Source organism: Chloroflexota bacterium (genome assembly GCA_020850535.1).
Taxonomy (GTDB): Bacteria; Chloroflexota; UBA6077; order UBA6077; family JACCZL01; genus JADZEM01.
In genome coordinates this window covers 1-23,080 of sequence record JADZEM010000203.1, presented here as the reverse complement: position 1 = coordinate 23,080, position 23,080 = coordinate 1, and the positions used below count along the sequence as shown (strand labels likewise).

20 protein-coding genes are annotated in these 23,080 nt (G+C 69.6%); 10 read left to right on the top strand and 10 right to left on the bottom strand.

Annotation, left to right across the window (positions count from 1 at the left end):
- The 6 genes from IT306_28890 to IT306_28865 all read left to right on the top strand — a co-directional run.
- The coding region (locus tag IT306_28890; GenBank protein ID MCC7372464.1) for a hypothetical protein at positions 1-145 on the top strand (145 nt) is incomplete at its 5' end.
- Positions 146-208: 63 nt separating this feature from the next.
- Positions 209-829 carry a DinB family protein gene (locus IT306_28885; protein MCC7372463.1) on the top strand — a complete coding sequence of 207 codons (621 nt, stop codon included), beginning with the start codon at positions 209-211 and terminating at the stop codon, positions 827-829.
- 175 nt (positions 830-1,004) lie between these two features.
- A complete protein-coding gene (locus tag IT306_28880) occupies positions 1,005-1,877 on the top strand; it encodes a PadR family transcriptional regulator (protein ID MCC7372462.1) in 873 nt (290 codons plus the stop codon).
- A gap of 487 nt (positions 1,878-2,364) precedes the next feature.
- Complete coding sequence (locus IT306_28875; GenBank protein ID MCC7372461.1) at positions 2,365-3,297, top strand: DNA-3-methyladenine glycosylase 2 family protein; 933 nt, start codon at positions 2,365-2,367, stop codon at positions 3,295-3,297.
- Positions 3,298-3,318: 21 nt separating this feature from the next.
- Positions 3,319-4,626 carry a four-carbon acid sugar kinase family protein gene (locus IT306_28870; protein ID MCC7372460.1) on the top strand — a complete coding sequence of 436 codons (1,308 nt, stop codon included), beginning with the start codon at positions 3,319-3,321 and terminating at the stop codon, positions 4,624-4,626.
- A gap of 670 nt (positions 4,627-5,296) precedes the next feature.
- Positions 5,297-5,530, top strand: a complete 234-nt coding sequence (locus IT306_28865; GenBank protein ID MCC7372459.1) for a hypothetical protein — start codon at positions 5,297-5,299, stop codon at positions 5,528-5,530.
- Positions 5,531-5,545: 15 nt separating this feature from the next.
- Here IT306_28865 and IT306_28860 read toward each other — a convergent pair whose 3' ends face one another.
- The 3 genes from IT306_28860 to IT306_28850 all read right to left on the bottom strand — a co-directional run bounded on the left by IT306_28860 (position 5,546) and on the right by IT306_28850 (position 9,389).
- Positions 5,546-7,264, bottom strand: a complete 1,719-nt coding sequence (locus IT306_28860; protein MCC7372458.1) for a cation:proton antiporter — start codon at positions 7,262-7,264, stop codon at positions 5,546-5,548.
- A 149-nt stretch (positions 7,265-7,413) separates the two neighbouring features.
- Positions 7,414-8,136 (bottom strand): SDR family oxidoreductase, encoded by a 723-nt coding sequence (locus IT306_28855; protein MCC7372457.1) that lies wholly within the window; start codon positions 8,134-8,136, stop codon positions 7,414-7,416.
- A gap of 107 nt (positions 8,137-8,243) precedes the next feature.
- On the bottom strand, positions 8,244-9,389 hold the full coding sequence (locus IT306_28850; GenBank protein ID MCC7372456.1) for a glycosyltransferase: 1,146 nt from the start codon (positions 9,387-9,389) through the stop codon (positions 8,244-8,246).
- A 166-nt stretch (positions 9,390-9,555) separates the two neighbouring features.
- Between IT306_28850 and IT306_28845 the strand changes: the two genes are divergently transcribed.
- Positions 9,556-10,404 (top strand): TVP38/TMEM64 family protein, encoded by an 849-nt coding sequence (locus tag IT306_28845; GenBank protein ID MCC7372455.1) that lies wholly within the window; start codon positions 9,556-9,558, stop codon positions 10,402-10,404.
- Here IT306_28845 and IT306_28840 read toward each other — a convergent pair.
- The 4 genes from IT306_28840 to IT306_28825 all read right to left on the bottom strand — a co-directional run bounded on the left by IT306_28840 (position 10,367) and on the right by IT306_28825 (position 14,243).
- Positions 10,367-10,852, bottom strand: coding sequence for an SRPBCC family protein (locus tag IT306_28840; GenBank protein ID MCC7372454.1), 486 nt, complete (start codon positions 10,850-10,852; stop codon positions 10,367-10,369). The two genes, IT306_28845 and IT306_28840, sit on opposite strands and share 38 nt — an antisense overlap.
- A 601-nt stretch (positions 10,853-11,453) precedes the next feature.
- Positions 11,454-13,160, bottom strand: a complete 1,707-nt coding sequence (locus tag IT306_28835; GenBank protein ID MCC7372453.1) for a cation:proton antiporter — start codon at positions 13,158-13,160, stop codon at positions 11,454-11,456.
- Positions 13,161-13,218: 58 nt separating this feature from the next.
- Positions 13,219-13,590 (bottom strand): hypothetical protein, encoded by a 372-nt coding sequence (locus IT306_28830; protein MCC7372452.1) that lies wholly within the window; start codon positions 13,588-13,590, stop codon positions 13,219-13,221.
- A gap of 173 nt (positions 13,591-13,763) precedes the next feature.
- A complete protein-coding gene (locus tag IT306_28825) occupies positions 13,764-14,243 on the bottom strand; it encodes a hypothetical protein (protein ID MCC7372451.1) in 480 nt (159 codons plus the stop codon).
- A 185-nt stretch (positions 14,244-14,428) separates the two neighbouring features.
- Between IT306_28825 and IT306_28820 the strand changes: the two genes are divergently transcribed.
- Entirely contained in the window at positions 14,429-15,508 is a 1,080-nt protein-coding gene (locus IT306_28820) for an alpha-hydroxy-acid oxidizing protein (GenBank protein MCC7372450.1), read from the top strand.
- A 455-nt stretch (positions 15,509-15,963) separates the two neighbouring features.
- Here the strand turns inward: IT306_28820 and IT306_28815 are convergent, their stop codons facing one another.
- On the bottom strand, positions 15,964-17,061 hold the full coding sequence (locus tag IT306_28815) for a Gfo/Idh/MocA family oxidoreductase (protein MCC7372449.1): 1,098 nt from the start codon (positions 17,059-17,061) through the stop codon (positions 15,964-15,966).
- 276 nt (positions 17,062-17,337) lie between these two features.
- Here IT306_28815 and IT306_28810 point away from each other — a divergent pair, with 276 nt between their 5' ends.
- A complete protein-coding gene (locus IT306_28810; protein ID MCC7372448.1) occupies positions 17,338-18,201 on the top strand; it encodes an MBL fold metallo-hydrolase in 864 nt (287 codons plus the stop codon).
- A gap of 48 nt (positions 18,202-18,249) precedes the next feature.
- Here IT306_28810 and IT306_28805 read toward each other — a convergent pair whose 3' ends face one another.
- Together IT306_28805 and IT306_28800 are read right to left on the bottom strand one after the other, a co-directional pair.
- The gene (locus IT306_28805) at positions 18,250-19,374 is read right to left on the bottom strand and encodes a mandelate racemase/muconate lactonizing enzyme family protein (protein ID MCC7372447.1); all 1,125 of its coding nucleotides are present in this window, start codon (positions 19,372-19,374) and stop codon (positions 18,250-18,252) included.
- Positions 19,375-19,516: 142 nt separating this feature from the next.
- Positions 19,517-22,111 carry a PQQ-dependent sugar dehydrogenase gene (locus IT306_28800; protein MCC7372446.1) on the bottom strand — a complete coding sequence of 865 codons (2,595 nt, stop codon included), beginning with the start codon at positions 22,109-22,111 and terminating at the stop codon, positions 19,517-19,519.
- Between the two features lie 737 nt (positions 22,112-22,848).
- Here IT306_28800 and IT306_28795 point away from each other — a divergent pair.
- A partial coding sequence (locus tag IT306_28795) for a hypothetical protein (protein ID MCC7372445.1) occupies positions 22,849-23,080 on the top strand: 232 nt, incomplete at its 3' end.

The following is a 23,080-nucleotide window of genomic DNA, read 5'->3' as shown; positions in this document are numbered from 1 at the left end:
GGCCGCCCAGGCGATGGCCGCCCAGGCGATGGCCGCCCAGGCGATGGCCGCCCAGGCGATGGCCGCCCGGGGCCGCGCCTGCCAGTCGCGCTCGCCGCGCGCCCGGCCGGCGGTCTACCCTCTGGTGACCGACCGGCCGGCCTGACGCGGCATCCACAGATGCACGTCACCCCGCCGACCCCGGCTGCCACCCGGAGGCGACACGACCGTGGACGCTCGCGCACTCTTCCTGGCGGATCACACGCGCATTCACGCCGCGACTACCAGTACCGAGGCCGAGCTGGCGGCGGCCGGCGCCTTCACCATGCAGGATGACACCCTTAAGCGCATGGACGAGGCTGAGCTGCGCGCCAGCCCGGACGGCCTCTGCTCCATCGTCTGGCACCTCTGGCACATGACGCGCATCGAGGATGTGACCGTCAACGTGCTGCTGCGCGGCGAGCCGGAAGTGCTGGACGCCGGCGGCTGGTCGACGAAGCTGCAGGTCGAGCGGCGGCTGGTCGGCACCGGCGATGGCGACGACGACGTGCGCGAGCTGTCGGAGCGCATCGACGTGGCAGGGCTGCTGGCCTACCGCGAAGCCGTCGGACGCCGGACCCGCGAGGTCGTCGCGCGCCTCGACTTCGACGCGCTCGACGCCGTGCCCGACGTGGCAGGCCACCTCGCTGCCGTCCCGCCGATTGTCGGGGAGCGCGCCCAGTGGCTGCCGCGCTTCTACGGCGGCAAGAGCAGCGCGTTCTTGCTGGTCTTCCCCGTGACGAACCACGGCTTCATGCACTGGGCCGAGGCCCGGGTGACCAGGAGCCGGCTGGGACACCGCGTGCCGTAGACGCCGCACGCTGAAGCGTCAGCGCGCCCGGCCCGGCAGCCTGCCGCCAGCAGGCCGAAAGGACCAAAACGCCCGGAACCGGCCGAAAAGACTTGCGCTACGTCTGTCTTCGTACTACTATCGATATATCGATAGCGCGTATTCGACTATCGACAGTCTCGATGGAGGACGACTGATGCGTGATTTTCCCTGGTCCTGGCGTCGTGAAGGTGACGCCTGGGAGCCGCGACTCCGCCGGGGCGGCCCGGGTGGTCCGGGCGGCCCTCGTTTTGGCCCTGAGGACCGGCCCCGGCCGGACCAGCCGTCCGGCCCCCCGCCTCCACCGCCGCCCCCGTCTGGCGGGTGGCCGTTTGGCGGCCAGCGTGGGCGCGGCTTCCGTGGCGGACCCTTTGGTCCCGGTGGGCCGTTCGGCGCGGGCGGCCCGTTCGGCGGCCCGGAGTTCTGGGAGCAGTTTGGCCCCGGCCGCAGGGGCGGCCGGCGCGGTGGCGGTGGCGGCTGGGGTCCGTTCGGCCCGCCGTTCGGGCGCGGGCCGAAGGTTCGGCGCGGCGACGTGCGCGCGGCCGTGCTGGCGCTTCTGGCCGAGCAGCCGCGCAACGGCTACCAGATCATTCAGGAGATCGCCGAGCGGAGCGGCGGTCTCTGGAAGCCCAGCTCTGGCTCGGTCTACCCGGCCTTGCAGCTCCTGACCGACGAAGGGCTCGTCGAAGAGGCAACTGAGGATGGACGGCGCAGCTTCCGCTTGACCGAGGCCGGCCGCGCCTATGTCGAGGCCCACAAGGATGAGGTCGCCGCTCCCTGGGAGACCATGAAGGCCGACTTCATCGACAGCTCCACGGAGCTGTTCCCGCTGCTCGGGCAGGTCGCGATGGCGGTGGTCCAGGTCTCGCAGGCTGCCACGCCGACGCAGCTCAAGCAGGCCCGGCAGGTGCTGGCCGACGCCCGTCGGGGGCTGTACCAGATCCTGGCCGAGGGTGAAGGCGAAGCGGTCAGCGAGGCCGAGGCCGCCGGCGAGGGGCCAGCCGAGGACGTGCCGCCCACCCAGGTCTAGTGGCTCGGCAGGCGTGAATCGCAGGGTCGTTCGGTGCCCATCGTCATCCCGACCGCGGCGAGGCACGAACACACCCAGGGCGATTGCATGTTCATTGGTGTCCCCGAAGGATCATGGAACGGGCGGTCGGGGACTGAAGTCCCCGCCTACAGTCACACCGTCGCTGCGCGACGGACGCCGGGCACAGCCGTCGTCCGGTGCGACTGGAGCGTCGCGCAGCGACTGCAGGATGGTAGGCGGGGCTTTCAAGCCCCGACGCGGCGGCACGACGACATCAACATGCAATCGCCCTGCGAACACACCCTCTCGTCATCCCGACCGCAGAAGGAGAAGATCCCACTCCGCCTGTAGCGTGAGGAAGATCCCTCGACTTCGTTCGCACGCTCACTTCGCTTGGGATGACGGGGGACGCGTTGAGTGACCCGACCCGGTCGTTCACGACTGACAGGCCACGAGCTTGTGGGCCGCTGGTGTGTACTATCCCCGTATGCCCCAACTCCACCCGACCATCACCCTGACGCCCCGCTCGCCCTTCAATCCCGGCCCGATGCTCGGCTACCTCAGCCGCTCGCCGCTCGAGCCGCTCGACGTGGTGATGGACGGTCGCTATCGACGCGCCGTCCGTCTCGGCGGCCGGCCGGTCCTGCTGGAGATCGCGCCGGGCGGCACGCTCGACGCTCCTCTGCTGACGGTGAGCATCCTGGCCGTGGGGGATGGCGATCTGGACGATCCGCGGCTGCTGGCGTGTGCTGCCGCCGAGGCGGCCCGCTGGTGGCGGATCGACCAGGAGCCGGCCGAGCTGTTGCCGATCGCCGAGCGCGATCCGGTCTTCGGGGCGCTGCTGGCCCGCCTGCACGGCGCGCGCGCTCCGTTGATGCCCTCGCCCTTCGAGTGCCTGGTGTGGGCCATCCTCGGGCAGCAGATCACCCTGGCCTTCGCCTACAAGATGAAGCGGGCGCTGGTGGAGCGGTACGGCGATCACCTTGAGTACGAGGGCCGCACCTACCGGCTCTTTCCGGAGGCCGCCCGCCTGGCCGAGGCCGACCCTGCCGACCTCCGCGAGATCCAGTTCAGCCGCCAGAAGAGCGACTACGTCCGTGGGCTGGCGGCGCTCGTGGCCGAGGATCGCATCCCCTGGGAGCACCTCGCCGACGCGCCGTCTGAGGACGCTATCACGACGCTGACGGCCCTGCGCGGCGTCGGGCGGTGGACCGCCGAATACGTGTTGATGCGCGGCCTCGGCCACCCCGACGTGATCCCGGCCGCTGATGTCGGATTGCAGGTTGCCATCGGGCCAGCCTACGATCTCGGCCGCAAGGCGACCGAGCAGCAGGTCCGCGCGCTGGCCGAGAACTGGCGACCGCGCCGCAGCCACGCTGCCTTCGCCTGGTGGTGGAGCAGAAGCGCCCTGTCAGCGTGAGGGCGGAACGGCTGGTGCTCGATGACCCTCGCCATCCTGGCGGATGACCTGACTGGCGCCTGCGACTCGTCCGTGCCGTTCGCGCGGCGCGGCCTTGCGACGCGCGTGCTGCTGTCCCCGCGCCCGGTCCCGCTCGGGCGGACCGACGGCGTGGACGTGGTGGCCCTCGACGCCGACACCCGCCGCCTGAGCCGGCGGCTGGCCGTCGCCCGGACGGCCGTCGCGGCCCGCTCGTTACGCTCCCCAGACCCTGCCGAACCGACGCGCCTGTTCAAGAAGGTCGATTCGACGCTGCGCGGCCACGTCGGGCCGGAGCTGCTGGCCTGCATGCGGGCCTGGGACACGCCGCTGGCGCTGCTCTGCCCGGCCTTCCCGGCGACCGGGCGCTGGGTCCAGGGCGGCGAGATCTTCGTGGACGGGCGTGGATCGTTGGGGAAGGTCGCGCAGCTTGCCGGGCTGCCTGCCGACCGCCGGACCGGCGTCCTGGATCTGGCTGCGCTGCGGGGCGGCGTCGAGGCCGTTGGCGAGCGCCTGCAGGCGCTGTCAGCATCTGGGGCGCGCGTGGTGGTGGCCGATGCGGACACGCCCGGCCACCTCACGACGCTGGTGGCCGCCGCGATGGGCCATCCGCAGCCCGTGCTGCTGGCCGGCGCGGGCGGGCTGGCGGCGGCGCTGGCCGAGTGGGAAGTCCAGGTGCGTGCCGAGCGCGGGGCGGCCCCCGTGGCGACGCACACGCTGCCGTTGGCGCCGGCCGCCGCCGAAGATGGCCCTCCCTGGCTGGTTGTCGCCGGCAGTCAGACCGAGGTGACCGGGCACCAGGTAGTCGAGCTGGCGCGGGCCGGGGCGGAGGTGCTCGAACTTGACGTGGACGAATTGCTGGCGCGGCCGGCGCTGGCCGTGGCGGCCGGCCGGCGCGCGGTGGGCCTGCTGCGCCAGGACGTGACACCCGTGCTGCGGCTCGTGGTCACGCCCGGTGCGGCGGGTGCGCCCACGCGCGGCCTCTCCCTGGACGAGCGCGCGGCCCGGGCGCTGGCCCGCGCCTGTCGCACGGTGGTGGAGGACACCACGCCGGGCGGTCTGTTCCTGACCGGCGGCTCGACGGCCCGGGCCTGCCTGCTGGCGTTGGGCATCTCGGGGTTGCGCCTGGAGCAGGAGCCGCTGCCGGGCATCGCAGCCGGCGTCGCGATCGGCGGCGTCTGGGACGGCCGGGCCGTCATCACGAAATCTGGCGGCTTCGGCGCCCCGGATGCCATGCGCCGGCTGGTCCGGCCGCGCTCGCCGTCGCGCGTGTCGCTGCCCACGGCCCGCCGCACCCCGCCGGTCGCCTAGCACAGCTTGGTCGAATAGCATCCGGAGTCCGAGCCGGGATCACCTCACCCCCCGGCCCCCTCTCCGGCGCGGAGAGGGGGCCGGGGGGTGAGGTAAACCTGATCGGGGTGCTGTACGTCAGGCTAACGCCCGAATGACCTCCGCCTCGCTGTACTAGTGGGTCACGCTGCAATTGCGTGAAGATGGTCGGCTTTGCTGATCCGGCTCCCCCTCTCCCGCGTGCGGGGGAGGGGGTCGGGGGGTGGGGGGTTCAATCGAATGCAGCGTGACCCACTAGCACAACGGGCTCTTCATTGTGCTGCGACTGGCACCCGGTGATACTTATAGATTCTGGACGGACCGAACGAGTTGACAGTGGCCGCTCAGTCCAGGGCGATTGCACGTTGGGCGGGCCGTGCAGCATGGTCGGGGCTTGAAAGCCCCGCCTACCATCCTGCAGTCGCTTCGCGACGCTCCTGTCTCATCTGTTGCCGCTGCTCCCGGCGCCCGTCGCGCAGCGACGGGGTGAGTGTAGGCGGGGGTTTCAACCCCCGCCTGCGCGTTTCACCGCGTTGCGGGAACATCAACGAACGTGCAATCGCCCTGCCGCTCAGTCGCTCTTCGCTACGAGTCGCGCTGCCGATGCACCGGACGATGAAGGTATCCGCCGCACATGGGAGATCGCGATCTGATGACCCCTCATGAGTACGTCAACGAGATCGAGCGGCGATTTCAGTCGGACGAGCCTCGGCAGGCGTACGCGCTCTGGCTGGAACAGGGCTCGGCGCAGTGCGAGCAGGACATGACCGTAGATGATCGGCGGCGGCTGCGCCGCCTCCTGCACATTCTCATGCAGATGGCCAGTGGCCTCGGGTGGGACAAGGTCGGAGACACATCCACAGGGACGACCCGTCAGACGGCTTGACTCACGAGACTGCCGTCACGTCCAGAAGGCCGCGTCGGTGCCGTGCTTCTGGGCCGTTTCGGCCGCTCGCTCGCGCAGCCGGTTGACCGTCGCCGCCGCTTCGACGGCACTCACGCCGAAGCGGTGAAGCGTGTGCCGCGTCATCTCCAGCGCCAGCTCCAGCTCGCCCAGGACCGCCTCGCTGGCCCCCCGCTTCTGGAGCGTCGCCAGCTCCGCGAGACTGTGCGTCCGCACCAGCACATCCAGGTCTTTCCGATGCTGGCGCACCTGCTCCACGATCCGTCGAGCTGCCAGGGCGTCAGGCATCGCCACGATCAACGCATGCGCCCGTTCGATGCCGGCCCGCTGCAGCAGCACCGTATTCTCGGCGTTGCCGATGAAGGCCGGCACCCCCTGCTCGCGCAGGGCTCGCACGAGGCGCGGATCCTGGTCGATCACCACGAACTGCACGTTGCGCCGCGCCAGCGCCTCGCCGATCACCTGCCCCACCCGGCCGTAGCCGCAGATGATCGCGTAGCGCCGCCGCCCGAGCGCCTCGACCGGCAGCTCTTCGCCCGGGTCAAACGCGCCCGGCCGATCCAGCCGGCGCACCAGCGGGACCATCGCCGACAGGAGCGGCGGCGCCAGGATCGTGCTGAGCGCCGAGCCGGCCAGCATCGCGTTGAACGCCGTCGTGCCGACAACCTCCAGCTCTGCGCCCACAGACGCCAGCAAGAACGAGAGCTCGGCGGCCTGGGCCAGCACCACGCCGGTCAGCACGGAGGTCCGCAGGCCGCGCCGCGACAGGCGGATCAGCAGGGCGATCACCGCGCCCTTGACCAGCACAATCAGCACCAGCGTCGCAGCCACCAGCAGCACGTTCTGCACGATGAACATCGGATCGACGAGCATCCCCACCGAGACGAAGAACAGGCCCGCCAGGATGTCGCGCAGCGGCTCGATCTCGCCGAGGATCTGGTGCGACAGGTCCGACTCGCTGACCAGGACGCCTGCGACGAACGCCCCGAGCGCAATCGAGATCCCGAACAGCGAGGCCACGAGCGCCGCCCCGAGCGCCGTTGCGCCGACGGCCAGGATGAACACCTCGCGGTTCCGCAGCAGCGCCACCTGCTCGTAGATGCGCGGCAGGACGAACAGCCCGACCGGGACCAGCAGCGCCAGGAAGACTCCCGCACGCCCCAGCTCCCAGGCCAGCTCCCAGCCGAGCGTATCGCTGCCGTGCGCCAGCGTCGTCAGCAGCACCACCAGCGCAATCGCCGCCAGATCCTGCACCGTGGCCCAGGCGAACGCCAGCCGGCCATACTCCACGCCCGTCTCGCCGCGCTCCTCCAGGACCTTGCTCAGGACGGTCGTGGACGAGATCGCCACCACTGCCCCAAAGAACAGCGACTCGACCCGCTGCCACCCGAACAAGAGGCCGGCCGCGTAGCCGATCCCCACCAGCAGAACGACCTGCACCAGCCCGCCGACGATAGTCATGGCGCCGGCGCGCAGCAGGTCGCGCAGGGAGATGTGCAGGCCCACGGCGAACAGCAGGAACACGATGCCGAGGTCGGCCAGGGCGGCGACCGTCGCGTGGTCCGCTACGAAGCCGGGCGTGTACGGCCCGATCAGCACGCCGGCCACGATGTAGCCGATCAGCAACGATTGGCGCAGCCAGACTGCCACAACCGCCCCCAGGAAGGCGGCTGCGAGCGCCAGCACCATGTTCAGAAAGAGGGAGGAGATCTCCACCGGCGCCTCGCGTTCAAGGGTTGGATGCATGTCTGCGACAAGCCTGTCATCCTGAGCGCAGCGAAGGATCTCCCAAACGAGGCGGTCAAGGTTGGGAGATCCTTCGCTGCGCTCAGGATGACAAGCAGGTGGCACGTGAACAATCTGGACTACGCGTTCGACAGAATCTCGATGTTCGCTCCCGTGGATGGCCGCGACAGATCGCTCGCCAGGAAGACGACCGTCCGTGCAACGTCGGCCGGCGTCGCGAGCGCCTTCAGGCCGTGCCCGGCCTGCCGCAGCATCTCGGTCTCGACGGCCCCCGGCGAGACCGCATTGACGCGAATGTCGTACGGCTTCCCTTCAACGGCGAGGATATCAGACAGCGCCAGCAGGCCGGCTTTCGAGACGTTGTACGCTGCCAGCCCGGGGAACTTCTCCGGGCCGCGCACCCCGCTCAGCGAGGCGATGCTGACGATACTGCCGCCCGCCGGCTGCTGCGCCGCCATCTGCCGGAACGCCGCCCGCGAGCAGAGGTATGCGCCGCGCAGGTTGACCCCCAACACCGTATCCCAGAGGGCTGGCTCAAGCTCCAGGAACGGCGCTCGACCGAGCATCGCCGCGTTGTTGACGAGGATGTCCAGCCGCCCATGCGCCGCCACCGTCTCGCCGACCAGCCGTTCGACGAACGCCTCGTCGCTGATGTCGCCGGCCAGCGCCGTGATCCCAGCTGTCTGCGCGGCGACCTCCGCCAGCTCAGCCTCGGAGCGGGCGCAGGTGGTGACGGCGGCCCCAGCCTCGGCCAGCAGCTCGGCGGTGGCCCGCCCGATGCCGCGCCCGCCGCCCGTCACGATGGCGACCTTTCCGGCCAGTCTCCACGGATCGGCAGTCACGGCAACACGCTCCTTCGTCGCCCGGCTCGGGCGTCGCCCGGCTTGGGCGCATCATGCTGTACAGAGGTCACGCTGGCGGTGCGGGGCAGGCTGGTGTGCGGCGGCAGTCAGCGGCTGGCAGGCGTCCCGCCGAGCGCATGTTGGTACACGCGCGCATACGCCGTCGCCATCGCGGCCAGGCTGAACCGCTCGACAGCCCACGCTCGGCATGCCGTGCGGTCCAGTGTCAATGCCTGCCGCACCGCCTGGACGAAGCGCTCATGATCCCCCGGCGGGACCACCAGCCCGCTTCGACCGTCGGCGATCACCTCTCCCAACCCGCCGAGATTGTACGCAACGACCGGGCACCCGGCGGCCTGGGCCTCGCTGGCCACCAGCCCGAACGGCTCCGGCCAGCGGACGGGCAGCAGCAACGCCGCCGCGCCGGCCATCAACCGGAACAGCTCGGCGCGGGGGCGCGTCCCGACATACGTCGCACCGGCGGGCAGCGGATCGCCGGGCCGCCACGCGAGCGAGGTCCGGGCCTGGGACAGCACCGCACGCTCGGCGAACGACGGGTCGTACTGGCCGCCCGCCAGCACCAGCGGCAGCCCGATCTCCCGGGCCACCTGGATCGCGAGGTCCGGCCCCTTCTCCGCCACCAGCCGTCCCGCAAAGAGCAGGTAGCGCCCGGGCGCGGGCTGAAATGGCACCGACTCCACGTCGATGCCGTTCGGCACGACGTCTGGGACCGGCACGCCCTCCGCACGCCACGCAGCCGCTGTTACTTCGGAGACGGTCACGAGGTGGGCTGGCCAGTGGGGATCGGTGGCGGCGGCCCGGGCAGCAGCCGTCACGGCCGGGTCGAGCGGCGGCAGGTGCAGCGTGTGGCAGACGGCCTGCTGCGCCCCGCCCAGCCGCCTGAACACCGGGGCATCGTAGGCGTGGGCGTGGGCCACGTCGATGCCGCTGCCGGCCTCGTCCAGCCACCGCCGCACGATGCCGAAGGCGCGGTCCTGCTCGTCCAGGTCGGACCGCACTCGCTGAACGGCGCCCTGATCGAACCGGGCCGGCGTCAGGCGGCGACTGTCGATCCCGAGCACGGGTGTGTGGACGCCGTCCACCTGTGAGCCATCGGCTGCCAGCAGGGTGACCTCGTGGCCGGCCCCCAGCAGCCCACGGGCAAGGTCCGTCACGAACGCCTGCGCCCCGCCGATGGGGGTCTCTCGGTCCGAGATGGGCGTGACGAGCGGGGCAACCAGCGCGATTCTCACGCCGAGATGGTACCCGCCCGCTATCACGACGTGGCACGCAGCATGAAGCTGGCCTGAAATAGGGACGTCTGGGCACGTCCTTTCGTTCATAGTGAGCGAGGGGCCGTGTGTGTGCCCGAGCGCCTGCCGTGGTCGCGCGCGGATCGCAGCCTGGAGGGCATCGCCCATGGCCGAGCCGGACCGTCAACCGCCCCTGGAGCGAGGCGGCTCCCGCTGGTCGGCAGTCGCCAGTCTCCTGGGGCTTGTCGCCTGCGGCGTGGCGTTCTTCGTCGCCGTCCAGATGATCGGAGCCGAGCGCCTCCAGGCGATGGTGACGGCGTCCGGCCCGCTCGCGCCGGTGGTCTTTGTCCTGATAAAGGCGTTGACTGTGGTGATCACGCCGCTTTCGGGCACGCCGTTGCGGCTGGCGGCGGGCGCCCTGTTCGGCTTCTGGGAGGGCGTCGCGCTGAGTGTGCTTGCGAGCGTTCTCGGCGGCAGCATCAACTTCTGGATCGCGCGGCGGTTCGGGCGGGGCGTCGTGGCGCGGCTGCTCGGCCCTCGGACGCTCTGGCGCGTCGAGCCGATGCTGGATCGCCTGGGCACCTGGAAGGCGTTGATCCTCGCCCGCGTTGTGCTGGCGCCGCTCTGGGACGTGCTCAGCTACGGCGTCGGGCTGACCCGCCTGCGCTTCCGCACCTACGCCACCGTGGCGCTCATCGGAGACGTGATCCCCACGATGATCCTGGTCGGCGTCGGCACGAGTGTGATGGAGGTCGGCGTCCTGGAGACGGGCACGGCCGGCGCGCAGTCGGTCGAGTCGCTCGCGCCGACCATCGCGCTGCTGCTGGGGCTCGGCGTGGGGGCGCTGGTGATGGGTGGACTGGCCGTGCTGTTGCGGCCACGGCTGGCGCGGCTGCTGGGCCGCCCGGCCGCCGATGCGGGCCTGGCGGCGGACACGGCGGCTCCCCGGCCGCGCCAGCGCCGGCTGACGCTCGGCCTCAGCCGGTCGAAGCGGGGCGCTCGAGGAGCTGCTTGAGGTTCACCAGGGACTGATCGAAGTCCCGCTGCATCTGCGGCCCGGCGACGCTCTCGGCGAGGCCCGTCAGCAGCCCGGCCGCGAGCTTGTACTCGAAGCTCGCGCGGAGCCGGGTGCCGGCCCCTTCGGGGATCAGCTCGCTGGCGCTGCTGGTCATCACCTTGCCGATGGAGACCCCGCCAACCGAGATGCCGCCGGCCGTCTCATTCTGAACAGCCAGCCGCTTCGGCGCATCGAAGACGGTGCAGCGGCCGAGCAGCGTCTGGCGCATCCCGAACGCCTCGACGACCGTCTCCGTCGTCGTGCCGACGCCCACCGCGCCAGCGCTGGTCCTGGTCACCGAGATGACCCCTGGCGTCCACTCTGGCAGCCGCTCCGGCTGGGCCAGAAAGGCGAACAGCGTCTCCGGCGACACGTTGATGACGACTTCGCGCGCAATTCGCCCCACGCCTACAGGCTCCCCGTGCCAGGTTCCCACCACGCGCCGGACGGCGCACGGCGCCCAGGACCGAATATGGTCGCTCTCATCATGCCTGTGCCGTCGCCCAGAGACAAGGAATCAGGCGATGACGGCGGCCGGGCGATGGCACGTTGGGCGGGTCGTGCAGCGTGGTCGGGGCTTGAAAGCCCCGCCTACGATCCTGCAGTCGCTACGCGACGCGCCAGTCGCACCAGTGCCGGCCGTTCCCGACGGCCGTCGCGCAGCGACTGAATGACTGTAGGCGGGGACTTCAGTCCCCGACCGCCCGTTCCATGATGCTTCGGGTACACCAATGAACATGCGATCGCCCTGATGCTGCTACCAGTGCAATCGTATGTTGAGCGCGTCGTGCCGCCTCGTCGGGGCTTGAAAGCCCCGCCTACGATCCTGCAGTCGCTGCGCGACGCCCCGGTCTCACCTGTTGCTGCTGTTCCCTGTGTCCGTCGCGCAGCGACTGAATGACTGTAGGCGGGGGTTGAAACCCCCGCCTGCGCGCCGTACGATGGGTTGGGAACACCAACGAACATGCAATTGCCCTGGCGATGACGGCGGCCGGGCGATGGCACGGTCAGGCCAGCACCTCCTGGCGGTCTGCGAGGTCCGCCAGGGCACGCTCGCGGAGGTCGCCAAGCTGCCCGCTCTCGATCGATTCGAGCACGTCCAGGAACGCCTGGGCCGTCTCGACGCGCGGCAGCACCACGTAGTCTGCGCCCTCGGCGTACATCTGGCGGGCGCGGTCCAGCGTCTCGGCTGAGAGGATCACGCGGGCCTCAGGATTGAGGCGGCGGATCTGGCGCAGCAGGTTCAGGTTGTCGGTGCCGCGCAGGAAGTCCTCGGAGACAGTCGAGATGACGACGCTCGCCCGCTCGATGCCGACGTGCTCCAGGGTATCGAGATGGCTGATGTCGCCGTAGACCACGGGGATCTCAAGCTCGGTGAGCTTGCGGTAGACCTCTGGGCTGAAATCCACGACCAGCGCATCGTGCCCCTTCGAGGAGCCTTGCGCCTGGTAGACCAGCGAGCTGGCGACGCGGTGGAACCCGACCACCACCAGCGCCGCTCCGTGCGCGTGGCCCGGCTCGCCGTCGTCGCCGCGCCGCATGCGCTCCGGCAGACCGATGGCCCGCAGCGTGTGGACGAGCTTGTGGGCGATGGCATGGTTCGCCATGATCATGTACGTCGAGATGGTCGAGGTGATGACCAGCGTCAGGGCGAGGATCGATGCAACATCCCGCCCGACGTGCCCGAGCGAGAGGCCGACCGCCACGATGACCAGCGCGAACTCGCCGGCCTGCGCCAGTGACAGCGAGCAGAGCGACCCGACCCGCGAGCCGTACCCCAGCAGGTAGAAGGCTGGCCCGATCGTGAGAAAGCGGCTGGCGATGACGAAGGCCGACAGCGCCAGCGCCACCAACACGACCTGGACCGAGTCGATCTGCAACTGCATGCCAAGCGCCACGAAGAAGAGGGTGACGAAGAAGTCGCGCAGGCTGCGGATCTTGGCGACGACGTCCAGGCTGTACGGGAACGCCGAGAGCGTGACGCCGGCGATCAACGCCCCCATCGCGATGGAGAAGTCCGCCAGCATCGCGAGGTAGCCGACGATCAGGCACCAGCTGATGGCCGAGATCATCACGATCTCAGGGCTCTTCGCGACGAACTGGAACAGCGCAGGCAGGACGAACCGCGACACCAGCAGTGCCCCCGCCACCAGCCCCAGGCCGCTCAGGACCGAGATCGCGATGGGCACCACCGAGGGGTTGTCGAGGTTCGGCTGGAGGGCCAGCACCACGATGGCCAGCACGTCCTGCATCAGCAGGATGCCGAGCGTCAGGCGGCCGTCCACCGTGTCAAGCTCGCTCTTGTCCGAGAGCAGCTTGACCACGATCATCGTGCTGGAGAACGCCGAGGCGACACCCAGGTAGAGCGCCGGCAGCCCGCTGAACCCGAGCAGCACGACGAACAGTGCCGTGAGCACGGCGCAGGCGACCACCTGGAACGTTCCGACCAGCGCGCCGATGCGGCCGGAGCTGACCAGCTTCTTGAGGTCGATCTCCAGGCCGACGATGAACATCAGGAACGCCAGCCCCAGCTCCGAGATCTCGGAGATCGCTTCCTCGCTGTGGACCAGCCCGAAGATGGGCGGCCCGATCAGCAGCCCGGCCCCGATGTACGCCAGCAGCAACGGCTGCCGCAGCACCCGTGCCAGGTAGGCCAGGACCGTCGCCGCCACGATGGCCAGCCCGATGTCAAAGAGGATCCCCGAATGGTGCATGCCCAACCTCGTCCCTGCGGCGTACGGAGCGCCGGGGAGATTCCAGCGTAGCGTTGACTCAGGCAGCCCTGCCCGGGCAGTCGGCCGTGTCCGTGACCACTCCCAGCACCAGTACCTCGGCGCGGCGTCGCATGATGGCCGCCGCGCTGCTGCCGGGCGTCGAGAGCGTCACCCAGCCGCCATCGAGCGCGTAGCTTCGGACGAGCCGCTGGGTGGAGCCGTGCCGCACCAGCTCCACCCAGACGCGATCTCCGGTGGTAGGCTGGCGCGAGCGGTCAACGTGGACGACGCGGCTCGCGCCGAGGCCGGCCAGCCGGGCCTCGTCCTCGCTGAGGTCGAGGATCACATGATTGGCGGTATTCTGAGGGCATGGGCGGGCCTGAGAGATCGGCGGTGCGCCCGTGGATGGTCGAGTCATCTTGTGTGCCATGCTCACGCTCCTGCGTGCTCACGCTGTTGCGTGCCGGTGTCTGCCTGAACCGAGGACGGTGCGCGACTACTCCAGAGTCCCAGCTCCGGCCGGCGACGGCGACGACGCGGCTCACGCTGTACGCCGCGTGGCCGTCCGGGTCCGCGCCGAGCCCGGGTCTGCCGAGCCCGGGTCTACTGGGGCGATGCTGAGGGCGCAGACGACGGCGGAGCGCGCACGGCAAGCTGACCGTGCGCGGGGGAGAGTGGCGGAAGCCAGCGGAAGGGCAGGACGGTGGCCACGCCAGCGACGAGCGCCGACGTCATCGCCGGAATCCCCGGCGTCAGCGAGAGCCCGATGCGCTGCCGGCTCTCGCTGACGCTGGCGCCGATCAGGACGCGCTGCGGACCCGTCAGCGCAAGCGGCGGCGAGGCCGGCGGCCAGGACGCCACAGACCAGAAGACCGGGGCGCCAGGGCGCTCGTGCGCGAGGGCGTCAGCGGGGACACGCGCACCCGCCCACTGGCCGCTGGAGAGGCTCAGGCCAACCAGCCCCAGGCTCAGGCCGGCGAGCCCCAGGCTCAGGCCGACCAGTAAGACTGCCGCGCAGACCGGCAGCGCCGCGTGCTGCACGCGGCGGCTGGCAACCTGACGATGCTGCTGTCGGCGGCGCATGCGCGCTCCCGAGACGAACCCGCTCCCCGTGGCCGCCACGAGCACCGCGACCTTGTGCCCGATGGTACCCGACGCCACACCCCGCGGGCACATCAGTGCCGGCCAGACGACAGATGCACGCGGGCGATGCCGTGCGCTAGCCTGACGCCGACACAAGCATCAGACCTGTGAGATGGAGCGCCCGCATGCAGATGCACGACGTCGTCAGCAACGAAGAGATCATTCAGGAAGCGCGCCGACGCATGGACCAGGGATCCTGGGACTACCTCGTTGGCGGCTCGGAGTCCGAGACGACCCTTCGCCGGAACCGCCTCGCCTTCGACAAGGTGGCGTTCCGTCCGCGCATCCTCGTGGACGTGACCACGATGGACCCCTCCACGACGCTCCTCGGTCACACGCTGCGGATCCCGGCCATCCTGGCGCCGATTGGCTCGCTGCAGCTGTTCGATCCAGAGGGCGCTGTCGCGGCGACGCGGGCGGCCACCGAGTTCGGGATCATGCACGCGATCAGCTCGGTGACCCAGCCGGCGCTGGAGGAGACGCAGGCGGCCACCTCGACCCCGAAGATCTTCCAACTGTACGTCCACGGCGACATGGACTGGGTCGAGCAGATCATCAGGCGGGTCAAGCGGGCGGGCTACGCGGCGCTGGCCCTGACGGTGGACGTGGCCCACTACAGCCGCCGCGAGCGCCCGATGCTGACCCGCTACCTGCCGCCCTCGCGGCGCGGCGCTCCGAGCCGCTCGTTCCAGGCCGGGCTGACCTGGGACACGATGGAGCGCATCCGCGACCTGGCTGGCCTGCCGTTCATGGTGAAGGGTATCCAGACGGCCGAGGACGCCGAGATCGCGGTGGCGCGCGGGGTGGACGTGCTGTGGGTCTCGAACCACGGCGGCCGGCAGATCGACCACGGGCTGGGCAGCCTGGACACCCTGCCGGAGATCGTGCAGGCGGCCAAGGGGAAGGCCAGCATCGTGGTCGACGGCGGCGTGCAGCGCGGCAGCGACATCCTCAAGGCCGTGGCGATGGGCGCGGACGCGGTGGCGCTGGGCCGGATGCAGGGCTGGGCGCTGGCGGCCGGCGGACAGGCTGGCGTGGTGCGGATGCTGGAGATCCTCGAAGACGAGATGGTCTGCTCGATGGCGCTGGCCGGCTGGCCGACGCTCGGCCACCTGACGCCACGGTCGGTGTGCGCGGCGGACCCGGTGACGCCGCCGCACGAGATGAGCGCCTGGGTGAACATGCCGGTCGGGCGCATCCTGTAACGTCGAGGTTGCCTCACCGCCCGACCCCGCTCCGCGCCATCGTCCCGAGCGGAGTCAGCAGCCATCATCGCCGCCATCCCGACCGCAACGAGACACGAGCCACACACTGCTCGTCATCCCGACCGCGGCGAGGAACCCGCCCCCACTGTCATCCCGACCGCGGCGAGGAACCCGCCCCCACTGTCATCCCGACCGCGGCGAGGACCGAGCGAAGTGGAGGGATCTTCCTCGGACACAGTGCGCGTCAAGGGGGAAGATCCCTCGACTTCGTTCGCAAGCTCACTCCGCTCGGGATGACAGGTTCGGGTGCAAGCTCACTCCGCTCGGGATGACGGGTTCGGGTGCAGAGTCACTCCGCTCGGGATGATGTGCCGGGATTCGCTCGTATCTCGCGATGCTCACGGTGGCGGGATACGAGACGATTCGGCAGTCTCACCTGGTGCGAGGCTGTCCGGTCAGCCGAGACGGACCTCGCAGCCGCGCGCCGACGACTCGGCGATGGCATCCACGAAGCGGTGCAGGCTCACGGCGTCGTCGAAGGTCGGGGTGCAGGGCCGCCCGGTGCGGATCGACTGCGCGAACAGCGCGTACAACTGCCCGACGTTGAACGGATCGCCGCGCGGGAACTCTGGCGGCACGGCGTCGAAGCGGGTGGGGATCGGCAGGTCGGCCAGATCGTGACTGCCGCGTGCGCCCCGCACCCGCGGCATCTCGCCGCGCTGCGATGAGACAGAGCCCGTCGCCACCAGCGTCCCCTCGCGACCGAAGAACTCCATCCGCAGCCCGCCGCCGGCCCAGGGCATCGCGCCGACGTGGACCGAGGCCACCGCGCCGCCGGCCAGCCGGCCACTGACCAGCACGTTGTCGGGCGCGGTCACGTCCACCATCCGCTGCGTATCCGTCTCGAACCACTGGGGTGACTGGGTGGTCACCAGCGCGCTGACGCTCACGAACTCCCCGGCGACGAAGCGGAGCGCGTCGATGACGTGGCCGTTGGCGATCGTGAGGGTTGTCGCGCCGAGGCTGGCGTCTCGCGACCAGGTGCGGCTCGACGGGCGTTCGAGCGAACCATCACGGAAGCAGGAGACGTGGCAGGCCAGCACCTCCCCGACGTAGCCGCTGGCGATCAGCTCCTTCAAGTAGAGGATGGCGGGGCTGGCCCTGGACTGGAGGCCGACCGCCGTCTGCACGCCTCGGGCCTGTGCCAGCGCTGCCAGCTCCTCGGCCTCGGCGGTCGTCCGGCCCAGCGGCCATTCGGTGTAGACGTGCTTCCCGGCCTCGATGGCGGCCCTGGTCGGTCCCTCGTGCGACGGCACCCTGACGACGACGGCGACGGCGTCGATCTCCGGCGAGCGAACCAGCTCGCGGTAGTCGTGGAACGCGAGCTTGGCGCCGAACGCCTCGCGCGCCTCCTTGGCCGTCTCGGGTCGGGTGGTGCAGACGGCGGTGATCTCGACATCGGGGCTGGCGAGCAGGGCCGGGAAGTGCGACTGCGAGGCCCAGCCCGAGTGGACGTTTGCGCCGACGAACCCGAGGCGAATCTTCGGTGCCACGAGTGCTCCTCCTCTGGATTGGTGGGCTGACTGCGCCCGCGCTCCCCGCTGCTCGATAGCGACGATGCCGGCCAGTATGGTCCGGCCCACACGCCTCACGCGCAACAGCGTGCGACCGCCGGTCTACGGGCAGGGTAGCACGCGGCAGATGGCCGTTCGACCGGGCTTGACGCCACGGATCAGATAGGGCACCCTCTGCCGGCATGTCGATCACTGGTGGCGTCGCCCGCTCACCGATACGGTGCAGGGGAGGCCCACGTCGCTGCGAGGGAGCAGATGGCACGAATCTACATCCTCGGCGCTGGCACCCCCACCCCGACCGCCGAGCGGTTCGGCTCGTCGTACGTCGTCAACGTGGGCGACGAGTACTTGATGTTCGACTGCGGCCCTGCAGCCACCCACAAGCTCGTCAAGGCCGGCCTCTGGCCCACGAAGATCGACTACCTCTTCTTCACGCACCACCACTTCGACCACGATGTAGACTATCCGTGCTTCCTGCTGTGTCGCTGGGACCAGGCGGCCGGCAAGGCGAACGAATTGCAGGTGTTCGGGCCGCCACCCACCACCGAGTTCACCCGCCGGATCCTGGACAAGGAGGTCGGGGCGTTCGCCCATGACTGGATCGCGCGGGTGAACGCCCCGACCAGCCAGCAGGTCTACGTCAACCGAGGCGGCGTGCTGCCCCGGCTGCCCCCGTCAGTCGCTACCTTCGACATCGGCCCCGGGCTGGTGTACCAGCAGGACGCCTGGAAGGTAACGGCCGCCCCGGCCGAGCACGTCCAGCCCTGGCTCGACTCGCTGGCCTACCGCCTGGACACGCCCGAGGGCAGCGTCGTGTTCACCGGCGACACCCAGCCCTGCGAGACGGTCATCGAGCTGGCGCGGGGCGCGGACGTGATGCTCTGCATGTGTTGGGACAACCAGGAGATCATGAACACGAACGGCGAGAACGTCGGGCAGTGCGGCACGACGGGCGCGGCCGAGATGGCTCAGGCGGCCGGCGTCAAGAAGCTGGTCCTGTCCCACATGGGGCCGCACCTCTCGCAGCACGGCCCGCTGGAGAAGGGTATCGGGGACGTCCGTGCGATCTTCGGCGGCGAGATCCTGTTCGCCGAAGAATTGCTGTCGTTCGACCTGTAGTTGGAGGTCGTGCCGCCTGACTACGCGGCACGACCCGTTACCGATTCGTCAGGCGATCTCGGTGCGGCGCTTGACCTTCGACTCGTCCAGCTCGTAGCCGAAGCCCGGGCCGGCCGGCAGCTCGAAGTAGCCGTTCTTCGGGGCGTACCAGTCGCGGTAGAAGTGCTGGACGTTGACGTTGATCTTGCCGCCCCACTCGCCCAGCGGACAGGTCCGCTCGGTGTTGGCGAACAGGAAGTGCAGGTTGTTCCGACACGACTCGTTGGCGTGCGGTACCACCGGCATCCCGTAGGTTGACGCCAGCGCCGCGATCTTCCGCATCTCGGTGATGCCGCCCGCCGCGTTCGGGTCCGGCTGGAGGACCGTCGCCGCGCCGCTCTCGATGATGACCCGGATCTGCCAGCGGGTGTAGAAGTGCTCCCCGAACGCAATCGGGATGCTGGTCGAGCGGGCCAGCTTGGCGTGCGCGTCCAGATCGTCGAAGTTGAGCGGCTCCTCCAGCCAGGTCGGGCGGAACTCCTCCAGCCGCCGCGCGAGGTCGATCGTGTAGAGGATCGAGTTCGGCTTCGGGTCGGAGAGCAGGCAGTCCACCATGATGTCGATGTCCGGCCCGACAGCCTCGCGCACGGCCTTGACGAGCGCCACGTTGCGGCGCAGGCCGTCCTTGCCCTCGCGCTCGTTGGCCGGCACGTACCACTTCAGCGCCGTGAACCCCTGCGCCACGAACTCCTGCGAGCGCGCCGCCGCCCGCTCGGGGTCCGTCGAGAAGCCGAGCATGCCAGCGTAGGCGCGGACCCGGTCCCGCGTCGGGCCGCCCAGCAGCCGATAGACCGGCTCGTTCTTGGCCTTGCCGATGATGTCCCACAGGCAGAGGTCCAGCACCGCCAGATTCGCCATCCGCAGCCGATGGTAGGCGTTCTGGTACAGCTTCTCCCAGAGGTACTCGACGCGCACCGGGTCTTCGCCGATCAGCAGTTGCCCGAGCGCCAGCGTCTCGACCGTGCCGCCGCTGCTCAGGCCGGTGATGCCCTCGTCTGTCTCGATCTGGGTGTAGACCTGCCGGAACGGCCCGGCCTCGTTCGCCTGGAGCCCCTGCCGCGCGATCTCGTAGATCGCCATGCCGGAGCGCTCCTCGCCCTCGACCTCGAACACTCTGACCCGTGTGATCTTCATCGATCGTGCCCCCTGCAGTACTCACGGGGAGGGTACTCCAGCACGGGCACGGCTCGCGTTGGTGAGGCAGCCGAACGAGCGAAGGAAAGGCCCTCACCCGCCAGGGCGAGGGCCTCAGGCTCATGTGGCGCGGCGTTTGCAGCTACGGCGTCCCGTACACGATCCGGTAGATGCGGTTCGCCCGGTCGTCGGAGACCATCAGGCCGCCGTCCGGGGCCGTCACCACGTCGACCGGCCGTCCGAGCACCGTGTCGTCGCCGCGGAGCCAGCCCGTCGCGAAGTCGAATACCTGCCCCGTCGGCTGGCCGTTCGAGAACGGCACCCGCACGATCTTGTACCCGGTCGGATCGGTGCGGTTCCACGAGCCGTGGAACGCCATGAACAGGTTGCCCTGGTACGTCGAGGGGAACCGCGTACCGGTGTAGAACGCGATGCCCAGCGGAGCCGAGTGTGCCTGGAACGTCATCACGGGCGGGGTCACGCCGCCGCAACCGCCGGTGAAGCGGGTGTCAGGCGTCGTGCCGTTGGCGCAGCGCGGCCAGCCGTAGTCGGCCCCGTCGATCAGGCGGGACAGGATCTCGGCCGGGAAGTTGTCGCCCATGCCGTCGCGCTCGTTGCCGCTGGCCCAGATCTGGCCCGTGGACGGATGTCGGGCCAGGCCAACCGCGTTGCGCAGCCCCTCGGAGTAGACTCGGCCGCCGGTGCCGTCGGCGTTGAACTGCATCACCGTCGCGCGGCGAGCGTCGGTCTCGACGCAGGCATCACACGATGAGCCAATCGAGACGTACAGCTTGCCGTCCGACCCGACGATGATCGTCCGCGACCAGTGGACCGAGTCGCCGGGCAGCGCGGCCAGCCGCTGGGTCTGATCGCTGACCTTGTCGCCGTTGGTATCCCGCACCCGGGTGACGGAGTTCGTCTCCGCCACGTACAGGTAGCCGTTGTGGAAGACCAGCCCGTGCGGCTTGTTCAGGCCGCTGGCGAACGTGTAGACGCCGTCTGCCACACCGTCCTTGTTCGCATCCGGCAGCCGCACGATGCGCCCCTGGCTCGGCAGCGAGGCGTACAACTCGCCGTCTGGGCTGTAGGTCATGAAGCGGACGGCGGTCAGCCCGGTCGCAAAATCGTGCAGGCAGAAGCCAGACGGCACCGTGATGGAGCCGACGCTCGTCGAGCAGGTCGGCGGCGGGGCCGAGCCCGTCGTGGTCGGCGTCGGCGTCGGGGCGGTCGAGCCCTGCGCCCAGTTGAAGGAGATCTTCGCGCCGCCGCCCTTCTCGACGAACTCCACCTTCAGCTCATGCTCTTCGGCGACCACCCCCGGCGGGAACGAGCGCACAGCCGTGTACGTGCCCGGCCGGTTCGCCGAGTTGTCGATCAGCAGCGTGCCGTTCAGCCAGACACGGACGCCGTCGTCCACGTTCGCGGTGAAGGTGTAGTCACCGCTGATGGGGAACTTGAACCGGCCGACGTAGCGCACCGAGAAGCTGTCGACCGGCAGCGACGAGAACGGCGCGCCATACTGCCAGTCAGATGAGATCGGGGCGGCCTCGCAGCGCGCGGCCACAGGCGTCCCGCTGAGCGTAGTGTTCGCGAAGAACTCAGCGCGATACTGCCCCAGCGGACAGCTGGACGACGAGGTCGCGGTCGGGACAGGCGTCGAGGTGGCCGCCGACTTCGGCGTTGGCGTCCGGGTCGCCGTGGCGCCAGGCGTGGCGGTGCTGCCGGCCGTCGAGCGCGTCCAGCCGACCTCGATGGTGGCTCCGGCGGCCCCCTCGTAATAGTCAACCTCGATCTGGTGCGGGCCGTCCGTCAGCGTCCGCTGGATCTCCCAGCCCGCCGCCTGCGACTTCCACTGGTCGAGGATCGTCACGCCATCCACGCGCAGCCGCACGCCGTCATCTGAGAAGACGCGGAACGTGTACGTGCCGGCATCGAAATCGTGCGTGCCAGACCAGCGCACCGAGAAGTTGTCCGCGCCGATACCGCTCGCTGGCGCGTTCGTACCCCAGCGGTACGCGATCGGGCCAGACTCACAGCGGCTCAGCTTCGGCGTTCCGCTCAGCGAGGTGTTGTTGTAGTAGAGCGCACGGTACTGGTTTGTCGGGCAGCCGCTGGCAGAGGTTGCCGTAGGCGGCACGGACGTGGCGGTCCGCGTCGGCGTGCTGCTGGGGACGGGCGTCGCGGTGGCCGCCGACTTCGGCGTTGGGGTCCGGGTCGCCGTGGGGTCCGGGTCGCTCGGCAAGCCGCCGACCTTCTCCCAGCCGAAGATAGCCGTAGCCGACGCACTCCCCTCGTAATACTCGATGGTGATCTCATGCTCGCCGGCCGTCAGATCGCGCTGGCGGGAGAAGCTTCGCGACTGGCTCCGCCACTCTTCAAGCGTCTTGATGCCGTCAAGCCAGAAGCGAATGCCATCGTCAACCGTCGCCGAAAAGACGTAGGTGCCGGCATCGAAGCGAAACTTGCCGGACCAGCGAACGGAGAAGTTGTCAGCGGGGATGCCGCTGGCTGGGGCATCCGTACCCCAGCGGTAGTTGATGCGCGACTCACACCGCACGAGGGCCGGCGAGCCGCTCAACGACGGGTTGTTGAAGTACTCGGCACGGTACTGCCCGGTCGGGCAGCTGGTCTGCGCGAAGGCGGTCGAAAGGTCAGGCGCAAGCGGCGAATCGGTGGTTGTGGGATACGTTACCAGAAAAAGCACGAACAACAGGGACAGCAACGGACTGATGCGCATACGCGACAAAATCGGACTGCTCCGGGGGCGACAAGACCTGGAGACGTGCTCCTGGCACTGTCAGGCTCACGGCCAGCCGCCATCTCGTTGGGGGGCGCGAGAAGGTGGGGGCGTGGTACGGCTGGGGGGCGGCTTGGGCGGTCGACTTCACACCGCAAGCACAGAGGCTCGGCCGACCGTGGCGGGCTGCGCCGATGAAACCAGAACGCAACCGGATGCAGCAATGAACCATCTACGGTACGCAGCACTCATAGAAATGTCGCAGCCGTACAGAATCACGAGTCATGACCACACATACTGACGAGGGACGGTCACTATTTCGAGCAAACGGGGCATGTATCTCATGGGCCCGTAACCGGACTGTATCAAATCGAAACATTCCTTCGTCTGTTACTCGACTACTTGTCACAGGGTCTTCGAAATGATATCGCTGGTAGAGAACTCGTCCTCCACAGAAATCTCAAGCAGATCACAACCATATGCTGTCCCGCGGAGAACAGCCCGGCGACGAGCCATCTGCCTACGCTACCCATATCGCACTTCCGAGTCGGCGGCGTCACAAGTGTGCGTCGTATGCACTGACCATTGTTGCCGCTTCCGAAGGGCAGACTCAACGGAATGAGAACCACCGAACATTAGGCTTGGGTGAAGGACAGTCGTGGTTGGAGCGCAGGGGCGCGCGCTCCAACCGCGCAGGGGCGGACAACCCCGGTGACGGGGACGGGGGACAGGCCATCATGGGCGCGGCACGGCGTAGTGCGGCGGTACTTGTCGTTGTGCTCTGGCTGCTGGTGTCGGGGGCGCCAGCAGCGACGCACGCCGAGCGGGTCGGGCCGGGCGGTGCGCCGCCGGCCGGCAGCGGGAGCGTGGACGTCACGGGGTACGTGCGGGTCATCGACGGCGACACGCTCGAGGTCGGGATCGAGGGCAGCCGGATGGGGGTTGGCATCCTGGGGCTCGCCGCGCCGC